Source organism: Neobacillus sp. FSL H8-0543, from assembly GCF_038592905.1.
Lineage (GTDB): Bacteria > Bacillota > Bacilli > Bacillales > Cytobacillaceae > Neobacillus.
Genome location: NZ_CP151943.1, coordinates 4,958,631 through 4,970,796, shown reverse-complemented (window position 1 = coordinate 4,970,796; position 12,166 = coordinate 4,958,631). Strand labels below are relative to the sequence as shown.

At 36.9% G+C, this 12,166-nt stretch carries 9 protein-coding genes; 2 read left to right on the top strand and 7 right to left on the bottom strand.

Going from position 1 to position 12,166, the window contains the following annotated elements; all coding sequences use genetic code 11:
- The first annotated feature begins 110 nt into the window (after positions 1–110).
- Positions 111–1,058, top strand: coding sequence for an urea transporter (locus tag NSS81_RS24665; protein WP_342431243.1), 948 nt, complete (start codon positions 111–113; stop codon positions 1,056–1,058).
- A gap of 163 nt (positions 1,059–1,221) precedes the next feature.
- On the opposite strand, the gene NSS81_RS24660 is transcribed toward NSS81_RS24665, so the two are convergent.
- Positions 1,222–4,437, bottom strand: coding sequence for a choice-of-anchor I family protein (locus NSS81_RS24660; RefSeq protein ID WP_342431242.1), 3,216 nt, complete (start codon positions 4,435–4,437; stop codon positions 1,222–1,224).
- Between the two features lie 848 nt (positions 4,438–5,285).
- On the opposite strand from NSS81_RS24660, the gene NSS81_RS24655 reads away from it, so the two are divergent.
- Positions 5,286–6,053 (top strand): alpha/beta fold hydrolase, encoded by a 768-nt coding sequence (locus NSS81_RS24655; protein WP_342431241.1) that lies wholly within the window; start codon positions 5,286–5,288, stop codon positions 6,051–6,053.
- A 267-nt stretch (positions 6,054–6,320) separates the two neighbouring features.
- Here NSS81_RS24655 and NSS81_RS24650 read toward each other — a convergent pair whose 3' ends face one another.
- The 6 genes from NSS81_RS24650 to NSS81_RS24625 form a co-directional block, all read right to left on the bottom strand.
- The gene (locus NSS81_RS24650) at positions 6,321–7,517 is read right to left on the bottom strand and encodes an amidohydrolase (protein WP_342431240.1); all 1,197 of its coding nucleotides are present in this window, start codon (positions 7,515–7,517) and stop codon (positions 6,321–6,323) included.
- Positions 7,518–7,818: 301 nt separating this feature from the next.
- A complete protein-coding gene (locus NSS81_RS24645; protein ID WP_342431239.1) occupies positions 7,819–8,616 on the bottom strand; it encodes an SDR family oxidoreductase in 798 nt (265 codons plus the stop codon).
- 93 nt (positions 8,617–8,709) lie between these two features.
- A complete protein-coding gene (locus tag NSS81_RS24640) occupies positions 8,710–9,501 on the bottom strand; it encodes a VOC family protein (RefSeq protein ID WP_342431238.1) in 792 nt (263 codons plus the stop codon).
- A gap of 44 nt (positions 9,502–9,545) precedes the next feature.
- A complete protein-coding gene (locus NSS81_RS24635) occupies positions 9,546–10,313 on the bottom strand; it encodes an ABC transporter ATP-binding protein (protein WP_342431237.1) in 768 nt (255 codons plus the stop codon).
- Positions 10,314–10,325: 12 nt separating this feature from the next.
- Positions 10,326–11,318 (bottom strand): ABC transporter substrate-binding protein, encoded by a 993-nt coding sequence (locus tag NSS81_RS24630; protein WP_342431236.1) that lies wholly within the window; start codon positions 11,316–11,318, stop codon positions 10,326–10,328.
- Positions 11,315–12,088 carry an ABC transporter permease gene (locus NSS81_RS24625; RefSeq protein WP_342431235.1) on the bottom strand — a complete coding sequence of 258 codons (774 nt, stop codon included), beginning with the start codon at positions 12,086–12,088 and terminating at the stop codon, positions 11,315–11,317. Before NSS81_RS24625 ends, NSS81_RS24630 begins: the two co-directional genes overlap by 4 nt.
- Positions 12,089–12,166 lie beyond the last annotated feature (78 nt).

Genomic DNA, 12,166 nt, shown 5'->3' with positions numbered 1-12,166 from the left:
GAATTTGACCTCAGGGATTTCTTTTCCCATTACTTTTTTCTTCATCAATCCATAGCGAATTTTAATCTTCGAGGTGTGCCTGGAACCGAAACTTAAAAGGAGCTTATATTATGTATGGAAACAGACAAACGAAATCATTAAGTGGGGGGAAGTTTTTTTCTATAATAGTAGAATCTCTCAAAGGAATCTCACAGGTAATCTTTATTGAAAATGCAATCACCGGGCTTCTATTGCTTATTGCTATAACCATTTCCTCTTATTATATAGGTATCATTTCTCTGTTATCTGCCATTATCGGTACTTTAGTGAAAAAAATTGGAGGTACAGATGATAACAGTATAGGTAAAGGTTTATTAGGTTATAATTCTGTGTTAACAGGAATGGCACTGGCATTATTCTTAAGTGGTCCTTATATGTGGATGATTGCATTAGTTGGATCAGCTGTAGCTGCCATTTTTACAGCAGCCATGATGCATATTATGAAAAGAACAGGAATTCCAATTCTTACATTTCCCTTTATTATCTTGACATGGTTTATCCTGCTTGCCTCATACAAATTAACAGAGATTAGGTTAAACACTAAATTACTCCCCCATAATTTGACAGATTGGAAATTAAATATTGCAGGAGAAATCGAATTAATAGATGGAATTTTCAACGGATTTGGACAGGTGTTTTTTCTGGATAACACCCTATCAGAAATTATCATTGTTATTGCAGTATTTTGGGCAGGGAAAAGGCTGGGGGTTTATGCCCTCATTGGAAATGTAGTTGCTATAAGCATTGCCTATCTTTTGGGAGGGGAACATTCTTTAATTGCTTTGGGAACCTATGGTTATAATGCGATATTAACTATAATTGCTGTATCCGTAGTTTTTAAAACAGAACATAATCGTTTTGCATTCTTTTCAGGGATCATCGCCGCATGCTTAACAGTACCAATAACGGCAGGACTTGGCACATTTCTCTTACCATATGGTCTCCCTGTCTTAACATTTCCATTTGTTCTTTGTTCCTGGCTGGTCCTAAGTGCAAGGAAAGTTACGCCTAATTTGTAGTGCCAAGGGAATGATAAAGGGACCGTTCCGGTGGCCTTTTTTCGTATAGTTGTTTGGCAAAAAAATAAGAAATCCCTGAATTTTCCCCAGGGATTTCTTTTCCATTACATTTCATCATCAAGCTTTATTTCTCATTGAGAAACATGGATGCTTCTTTAACTACCTACTCTAAAATAGTACTTTTTCGTCTGAAAACGATATACAGTACTCCACCAATTGAAATGAGTGTTGCTCCCAATAATAGAATATGATAATTGTTTGTTGCCGTATTGGGTAGTTTGTTACCGTTTTTGTTATTCTCTTTATTGCTATCAGAACCTGATATTGGAGTTTCGACCTTCTCATCCTCCACTACAGGTGGTGCTATTTGTGTGACGGTAATAGCAGTAGTTGCAGTATGCTTTCCATCCTTTGTTTGAACGGTGATGGTTGCATTCCCTGCCGTTAATGCTGTCACCACACCTTCAGTTGAAACTTGGGCAACCACTTCGTCTGAACTAGACCAAGTTAGGTCCTTACTTTCAGTGGTATCTACTGGAGTGATGCCGGCATTCAATTTTACCGTTTCTCCCACTTTTAGACTTACTTGTGTTTGATCTAGTGTTACCCCTTGAATCACTTTAACAGGTGCAACTTGTAGTTCATTTACAGAAACCGTTCCGCTTACTTCATTTCCTACTAAAACAAGTGGACGGCCTGTTGGACTTAATTCAGCAGCGACAAATTCAAGGCCCTCTGGAGAGACATCGCCTGCAAGAGATTGTGTAAAATCCCTGCTATTCATATAGTTAGCAAATTGAGCATTCGCTGGATTGGTGATATTATATGTCATCACTCCACCAATTCTCTCAAGTCCGACAAAGGCAAAAACCTCACCATCGACCATACCGATTTTCACATCTTCAGGCTCAGGGCCCTTTTTCGCACTTCGCTTTTCAAATGCATCATCATCATTTGACCAGTTAAACACTTCTGGAAAACGTTGAGCGGTAATTTTTTCGAAATTACTTCCGCTGTCATAGACAATCTCCATTGTATCTGCTTTCCAGATCGAAAAAGAACGTCCTCCTAATGTGTAAATCGCATCATTTCCACGATCCGTAAGTACTTCCAGTTTATCGAAGTCCCCTGAAGTCTTCATATGATCAAATGCTGCTTGTGCTTCCACAGCACTCATCCCTTTAAAAAGGTCGGGGTTTAGTGTGATGCTGTCCTTCACATCTTTAAAATCAGTGACATTCTCAAACTCTTCCCACTCGGTTGCATCACCTTCATTAGCGGTAACAAGATAATCGACACCACCAATTGTGACATGTGCAATCGAATCTGGCATATAAGCTCCTAGAATTGGCAGACTTTCGATTTCAATCTTTTCATTTCTTGCAGCATCCAGCTCATTTCCTGGCAAAGAGTGATCTTTGTATCCAAGTGACTTAACGGATACTACTTTCCCTGCTTCGACATCAATCGTGGCAATCGCGTTGTTTTCCTGTAATGAAACATATGCCTTTTTTCCATCCTCTGACAGAGCAATGTATTCAGGCTCTAAATCCTTTATAGCCTCGGCTTTCGTTCCATTATTGCGAATATGAACGTCATTAGCAATGACACTTTCATCATCGAATTTCACTTGCGTCACTTTACCTGTTTCCACTTCCACTATCGTTACGGACCCTTCTGGATCAATCCCATTTGCAAGTCCTTGGCGTGGCTCAGCTTCATCAGCAGAGAGAATGTACTTCCCATCTGCTGTTATTTTGACCATATCAGGCTGGACACCTGCGTCATAGGTTTTCAGAATTTCGCCGTCATAATTCATGACGACAATTTTTCCATTCTTTGTATAATCGACATCTTGAACCGCGGCCACAATTGTTTTTAGAGTAGTATTAATATCAATTCCGGTTAAATCACCATATTGGAACGTATCCTTATTCACTACGTCTGCGATATTAATCGACTTTTCTTTTTCAAGCTGTTGTTCTGTTCCTGATGTTAGTCCGTTGAGACTGACAATATCAATGGTTTGGCTTTTTCCATTAATCACATAAAATTTTCCGTTGTCAGCGTTGTATTTAACAATTTCTGCAACGCCACCATCCTCATCGGTCAATCCCGTACTAAATCCGGCAATCTTTTTGAGCTCCATTGTATTAGGGATTTTTTCCTCATTTATAATGAGGTCGTCCATACTGCTTAAAATAAGACGAGATTGATTCTGATTATTCACCGCCATGACACCTTGAACCGTAATAAATTGTCCTGTTTCCATACCTGCAGTTGAACCGACAGTTGAGTCCACATAGATCGTTAATTCATTATTAATCGTAATGGTGTCCGCTGTTTTTGCCGTCACATCACCTGTTACACTGACTAACCAACCTTCAAGTGCTCCAGCTTCATGGGATGGAACTGATTTTACCGGTACAGACCCTTCTTTTTCATCAAGGATGGCAACCTCTTCCGCTAACAACGAAACAACGCCATTTTCAGACTGAACCGTACCTGTGACTTGAACCTTCTGTCCTTTTTTTGCGTCAAGAGCTAACACCATTAATCCGCCGCTTTCATCTTGTATGTATGATTGTAACGTGTTTTGGTCTGCACTTATTTTGACATCTACCGCTGAGACCAAGCCTTCTATTGTTACTTGCTTGCCAACAAATGCCGCTTGAGACTTAATATCAGCTACCTTTACCAAATCAACGAGGGCAACTTCACCTTCAACCTGACCAGACATCGTTGGTGATGGAGAGACCACTTCAAAATCAAGACTATTATTATTTGAATCTGTAAAATTTATTCTTTTTGCTGACTTATCGAGGGTAACTCCGGTAATGGCTGTGCCTTCACCTTTAAAAGTATCCAGTTCTCCATAAGCAACGGCATCAATGACCATTTCGCCTTTTTTCAGTTCAACATTACCTTTTTCATCACTCATTCCAATTCCAGCATCAGGGGTGTCAAAATAAACATCTGCTTCAAAAACTGCTCCAAAGCCCTTATCGCCTTCATTTCCTAGCGTCGCTTCACCTCGAAGCAAAAAATAATCATTCGCCTTGATGACATGATTTTCATTAAATTCAAAGGTTTGTACTGTTTTACCACTATTATTCGTATAGGTTAAGGCAAATTCATCAAGTGAGATATCTTCATTTGTTGGATTGTACAGTTCAATAAAATCATTCTTAAATGGAGCTTGTACACTTCCATCCTTCGAAACTTTACCTCCACCACCATATACTTCATTAATGATCAACTTTGAAGGGGCATCTGTTTCGGCGCTTGCTATTGTAGCATTCAATGGGTTACTTGAAAGCAATAAAGCACTAACTAAAGAAATCCTACCAAATCTTTGAAACCTTTTGTTGCTCTTCATCCCGATTTCCTCCTGATTTTTTTGCAGGCAGTAACTCTCTTACTATTTCTGCACAACATATTTTCAATCTACTTGTAGGATAAAGGAAAAATATACTTCAAACTATTCAGATTTTGTAAAGTCTTTGTATGGAAATTGTAAATAGTAGCATAGAGACGAAAATTGGGATTAGTCCCTTAGTGATTTGTTTACTATTTGGTATGTTAATTTTTCGTAAAATTATAAGGCAATTTAGAATTATATAAGAATTATGTTATGATGAGTTTAATAGTTTGTGAAGAAATGTCTTTAACAATTGGTGGAGGTGTAATTTTGGATCAGAATTGCTCTAAATGTAAGTCAGCAATGGTTAAGTCGCTATTAGATAGTCATCCAATAAGAGTTTATCGAGCAGATGTCAAACCTAATGCTAAAACAATGAGTCACATTAGCCCTTGTTATGTTTGTCCGAATTGTGGTTTTATCGAATTTTATGCAGAAGAACCTGAGAAGTTTAAATTGTAAGACACCCCAAAACTCAGGTCAGTACCCCAGTGATTAAAAGCTTTAGTTTACTGAAAATCGGAGTCCCCCAGTGAGCTAAAGCTTTAGTTTACTGGGGTTCAATATCCTGTCTCAGAAACCATTTTCTAAACTATATAGTGGAATCAAACAGTTGTAAAAGGGTTTTCGGAATATTTCGTTTTGTATTAAAACCAACTTGACACATCGGAATTATTGGTATATTCTTATATTACTTACTATTTTTAATAACCGATTGGTCTGCCAAAGGTACCTGACTCTTTTTAAGAGAAGGTGCTTTTTTTATTAAATTCAGATTAAAGAGAATAAACGAAAGGAGAGTTAATATGGTAGAAAGATATCCGGTATTACCAGGTGCAGAACCATTTTTCTTTAAAGGGAATCATATCGGTGTTTTAATTTGTCACGGATTTGTTGGAACCCCCCAGAGCGTCAGGTATTTAGGAGAATACATTGCATCTCAAGGCTTTACAGTCTACGGTGTGAGATTAAGTGGTCATGGTACACATTATGAGGATATGGATAGATGCCACTACCAAGATTGGATTCAAAGTTTAGATGACGGGTATCGCTATTTACAAAGGTATTGCCGTGATATTTTCGTAATCGGACAATCTATGGGCGGTACCTTAACTTTAAATCTTACTAATAAATACACTAATATTAGAGGGATTGTGTTAATCAATGCGGCAATAAAATCTATTCCTATAATGGAAGAGTTTAAAAATATACGTAAGCCTCGATTTATAAATGAAGGAGAGCCAGATATTAAAGCCAAAAATGTCCATGAAATTACCTACACAAAAACACCTATTAGATCTGTTCAGCAGTTATTCTCTTTAATGGAGGATACAAGCGATAAACTTCCAACTATAACTTGTCCAACGTTGGCATTTCGTTCAGAGGAAGACCATATCGTTCCTCCTGAAAACACCAATTATATAATAGCTAATATTCAATCGGATATTAAAGAAATCGTTCCATTATATAATTCCTATCATGTTGCTTCCATGGACTATGAAAAGAAGTTCATTGCAGAACAGTGTTGCTTATTTCTTGAAAAACATGCTAGTAGTGTTCCTAAGACCCAGTAAAAAAGAACCTCTCTATTAAAAACAGGAGAGGTTTCCCTACTTTTAAACTTGTTGGGGACTACTGGCCTCGTGTGAAACAAGATTATTTGGGGCGTGACAAGCATTTTTGTGATATTTTCTTTAGTAGATCTGTATGCAGCACATTTCACGTAGGGTAAATATTTTTGAGTTTATGTTTACTCACACAAAAAAAAGACCATAATTGAGGTCCTTTTCTACTTTATTTTCTATTGGTTAACACCAATCAATATAACATCACCAGTACTCCTAAAAAAGATAATGTACCACGATTTTCACGAACGACTTTTCAATGTTCAATAACGCTCCCTCATCAAAATCAAATTTGGGGTGATGATGTGGGAAATGAGTATTTTCATTGTCATTTTGCGAACCGATTTTGAAATATGTTCCTGGTTTTTCCTTTAGGAAATAAGCAAAGTCTTCTGACCCCATGGAAGGTTCCATCTCAATAACAGCTGCCTCTGTGAACACTTCTGATAAAAGTTCTCTGACAGTTTCCGTCTCCTTTTTATGATTAAACAACGCAGGATATCCATGAAGATAATCTATTTTATACGTTGCATGAAAACCGCTTGTAATTCCTTTTACAATGGAATTAATATCTCCCTCCACCTGTTCCCGTACCTTTCCATCAAATGTACGGACAGTACCTTCGATTCTAACAGTATCAGGGATGACATTAAATGCAGTACCAGCATGAAAAATGCCAATTGTGACAACAGCAGATTTCAATGGGTCAATTTTCCTGCTGACAATCTGTTGAAGAGAATTAACGATAGTCGTTCCAATTACAAGCGCGTCGATAGACTCATGCGGTTTTGCGCCATGTCCTCCTTTTCCTTCCACGATAATTTCAAATTTATCCACAGCTGCCATTCTGTACCCTTCCCCAACAGCTGCTTTTCCTATTGGAATATTCGATGCAAGATGGGCTCCAAATACATAGTCCACTCCATCCAATATTTTTTCCTCAATCATAAATTTTGCACCGCCTGGGGGCTTTTCCTCAGCATGCTGGAAAACAAAGATGATTGTACCCTTTATACTTTCGCGGAATTTGCTCAATGTCTTTGCTGTACCTAGTAAAGCGGAAGTATGACCATCATGCCCACACGCATGCATTACACCCTGATTTAATGATTTATACGGAACATCCTTCTCATCATCGATTGGAAGTGCATCAAAATCAGCTCGCAAAGCTATGGTCTTTCCTTGCTCAGCTCCTTTTAAAACGCCAATTAGACCAGTCCCACCTATTTGTGTCTGTACCTCAAGTCCGAAGCTCACCAGTTTTTCTTCGATAAATTTCGCAGTATGGACTTCTTCAAAAGAAAGCTCTGGATGCTGATGCAAATATCTTCTCCAGTTTTTTACATCCTCAAAGTTCCTATCCAATTCAATGAATATGGATTCCAACACTTCATTATGTTGTACCGTTTTCATATTAACCCCTCCATTTTGTTAAAGCAGATTTTTATTAATATAATTTTCAAACCAATTCGACTTTTTCTTAAAAAATATAAGGTCTTTTGCTTACAAGTATTTTAAGTAAAACCACTTATATCTCAGATTTGAAAAAATCTGCTGGAATTAGCTCTGTTTTGAATTATATTTAATGGTTGCTGAGATTCTATAGGACCAGTTCCATCATAGATCTCTTGCTCAATTAACAAAATGAATATATTTTCTTATTATATCCAAGTGACCTATTCATTTAAATGTAATCTAGGGTTCTTCTATTTATTCACAAAACGGCACCGCCAGAAATTTTTATTGATTCTCCTATAATGTTATTTGTTGCATTAGTAAGTAAAAATGCAACTGTGTTAGCCACTTCGATTGGATTTATAATTTCACTAGAAGGGATATCAGTCTTGATTTTCTCTAGTTGTTCTTCATAGCTTAAACCGTTTCTTTGAGAGCTGGACAAAATCGCACTTTGTCCCATCTCAGTCTCAACATAACCAGGGCATACAGCGTTCACACGAATACGATGTTCAATTGCTTCTAAAGCAAGCGACTGGGTAAAACCAATTAATGCAAACTTACTACTTACATAAGCGGAAGCTCCATATCTACCTCGCAGCCCTGACAAAGAAGAAATATTTACAATCGCACCGTCTTTTTGTTTTATCATTTCTTTATACACTAATTGGGTCAAAAGTACAGTAGCTGTCCAATTTGTATGCATTACATTCGTTAACAGTTCTTCATCCACATGTTCTACTTCTTGCCTCCCAAAACCTCCACCAGCAGTACCAGCTGAATTAACGAGTCCAAAAATGGGTCCATGCGTTTTAATAGCTATATCGACAAGCGCTTGTCTGTCTTGCGGTTTATTGATATCCGCTTCAACAATAGCTATATCATAACCTGGATAATCTTCTATCAATTTTTTTAATTTTTCAGTATTTCGACCACTAGCTGTTATTTTTGCTCCCATTGAAGCAATTACCTCTACAGTTGCACGTCCAATGCCACCAGAGGCTCCGGTTATTATAATGTGCTTATTTTTCAGTGCTTCATTTGAAAAAATACTCATTAACAAAACTCCTTCTATCAATAAAATTAATGCATATGTAGAACAGCCTTGTATTCATCGCACAAGGCTGTTTAAATGTAACAGTTCATGTTATTACAAAAAACGATAAATCCCACCGTTTAAATGGATATCAGCCTTTTCCTTTGCACCAAGTAAACCAACCATGAAAGGAGAGGATCCACGATTTTGAATGACTTCATTCACAAATCCTTGCCCTAATGGCTTTGCAAATAAAAGATTTCCTCCATTTAGTTTTAATGTACGAACCTCTGCATTCCATTCTTCATCACGATAATTCTCGCCTGCTTCTAATCCGAACCACTCTTTCCACAAATCGTATGAAGTTGAGAAGTCTTTAACCGCAAAAGCAACGTACTCAAGAGACAAAGCACCTTTAGAATGGGGAGATAAAAGGTTATTCTCAAATAAATATGTTTTTCTTTCTTCATCATCTTGTTCCCAATCAATGAAGAACGGCAATGCTAGTTCAGATAATGAACTTCCTGCATATAATAATTTCCAACTTAACACCTTACCTTCCGGCGTTTTTCGACTCAATGGTGTAGGCCCGTCAATCTTAATCCCTTTTTGAGTTAACCTGTCAGCGATGTCTTGTAAATTGTTTGTTCGTATTGCAAATCGAACAAATCCCTGTTTTCCTAAATTTTGATTAATCGTCGCCATAGGACTATACTCAAAAATTTCTGATTGTTGATGAATAAATTTCTCTCTATCTTTTATCCCTAAGAATTCAATATAACTAAGTCCAAAATGAGTTAATGTATTAAAGGTTCCTCCCCGTTCATGTTCACCACCTATAGAATTATGAAGTCCGTACTGTTTAATTTTTCCTGAAATTTCTAAAGGGTCTTCAACATAATGCATGATGTGATCAAATACGATTTTAATAACAATTCCTCCTTTCCCTATTAAATATAGAATTCTACTCCCTGATTTATCTCGAAGTCTTGAAGACTTGCATAAATGTCGTTTTGAATACTGATTAATGCAGCGTTTTTACGATTCCGTGGACGTCTTTCTTTTACATTAAATATTTCTTTAATCATTCCAGGTCTCGGTGAAAATAATATGATTCGATCAGCTAAATAGACAGCTTCTGATACATCATGTGTCACAAAAACGACCGTCATTTTTTCCTTTTCCCATATATCTAGTAAATCTGTTTGCAGTTGAAGCCTTGTAAGGTGATCAACTGCACCAAACGGTTCATCCATTAAAAGCACCTCAGGTTTATTTGCTAAGGCTCTTGCAATGCCCGCTCGTTGTCGCATCCCTCCTGAAAGTTGATGTGGATATTTTTCTCCGAATCCTTGCAAACCCACTAGGTCAATGTAATACTTCGCACGTTCTTTTCTTTCAATTTTTTTCACATCACTTATCTCCATACCGATTTCTACATTTTTTTGAATCGTTCTCCATGGATAAAGAGATGCATCCTGAAAAATAAAACCTATTTTTCTACTTGGATTGTTTAAAGATTGCTCTTTAAAAAAAATATTGCCTTCAGATGGTTTTTCAAGACCAGCGAGTAACTCAAGGAGGGTACTTTTCCCACAACCACTTGGACCTAAGAAGCAGACAAATTCATTTTTTTGAATACTTAAGTTGATATGATTTAAAGCATGTGTACCACCATTATAGGTTTTGGAAACATTCTCAATCTCAAAAACACTCATAAATATTTCCTCCTATTTTTTTGGAATAAATTTATCATTAACGAGTGATTTAATATCATATTTTTCTTCTTGAAATCCTAGTTCATATTGTAAATCCTGAGATTTTTCAATTCGATCAACATCAATGTTCAAGTCATTTTCCCAAAGAATCTCTTCCCGATCTAAAGCACTCTTTAACACCTCTGGTTCAATGTCTACATGTTTAACAACATAGTCAATATATTCATCTTGATTTGCCTTGGCATATTCTTGTGAACGTAAATAAGCTTTTAATACCTTTTTCAAAGTTTCTGGCTTCTCTTTAATAAATTTATCGTTACTTGCAAGAACACCTGTGTGGAATTCGGGTAAATATTTCCATCCCTGTGCAAGTAAATGAGCCACACCTGTTGTTTCCCCTAAAGTGACAAATGGTTCATGAATAAGAGTTGCATCCACTTGACCAGTTTCGAGTGTCGCGTATGCTTGCTGGTATGTTCCATTATTGATTAAATGAACATCATCTTCGGTTAAACCGTGTTTAGCTAATATCGTTCTTGTGTATACATCCATACCTGAACCAGCTATGCCCACTCCAACATTTTTTCCTTTTAGGTCTTCAACCGATTTAATATCAGACTTAGCAATTAAGTAGAACGGGCCTTTCGTACGGAACATAGATCCCACTATTTTAATAGGAGCACCTTTTCCTCCACCAACAACAATTCTTGTCGTATTGGCATCTGCGAAATCTACATCACCGCTCGTTAAGGAGGCAACTTCATCCTTCGTTACTACAAATTCAACATCAATTCCTTCATCTTCAAAAAAGCCCTTTTCTGCACCAAATCTAACCGCCATTCCATTTAATCCATCAAAAGCTGCATAATTCACTTTTTCTAATTCATTCTCCTCTTTTGGATTAGTGCTTGCATTTGAACCTTGACTTGAACAAGCAGCCAATAAAACCGACAAAGTTAGAAAAATGAATACGACAATAAATGATGATCTTTTATTTGATTTCATATTTTTTTATCCTCCAAATATCTCCATTTAGTAAATACTTTTCTTTCTATCAAATCAATACCCCCTGTGATTAAAACCGATAGGATGGTAACAATGAAAATAATGGCAAATAATTGTGCAGTGTCATAAAATTGAACGGCCAAAGTCAAAAGATACCCTAATCCTTCTTTAGAAGCGAACATTTCTGCAAAAAGAGCTGTCACAAGCCCAACTGTTGCGGCAACACGAAGCCCAGTAAAAATAGACGGAACAGCAGAAGGAATTAATACCTTTTTAACTAATTGGCTATACGATGCTTCAAAAACACGAGCGACCTTTATATGATTTTCTGCCGTCGATTTCACACCTGTTAGCGTATTAAAAGTGATTAGAAAGAAAGAAGCGATAAATACCACAACAACCTTGTTCGAGAAGCCCATTCCCAACCATAGAATTAATAGAGGGATAATGGCTGCTTTTGGTACAGCCATTAGGGCCGATAAAAAAGGAGTAAAAAAGATTTCTGCTTTTTTAGAGATAGCCATAAATAGGCCAAAACTGATTCCAGTGAGACTTGCAATGGTAAAACCTACAAAAAACTCCATAAACGTGATAAAAAAGTGCCTACTCAAATTCTCTTCTACTATTAAATCAAAAAAAGATACTACTACATTACTCGGTGCTGCTAAATAAAGATCTGATACAAATTCTAATCGAACGACAACCTCACACAGCCCTAAAAAAAGAAGAACGGTTAATATTTGGAGGCCTGATATTTTCCAATTACGCACACGCTAGTCACCTCGATCTCTTTTAAATAGATTAATTAGTCTAAATCAGTTATAAAAATTTAAACTAATTAATCATAT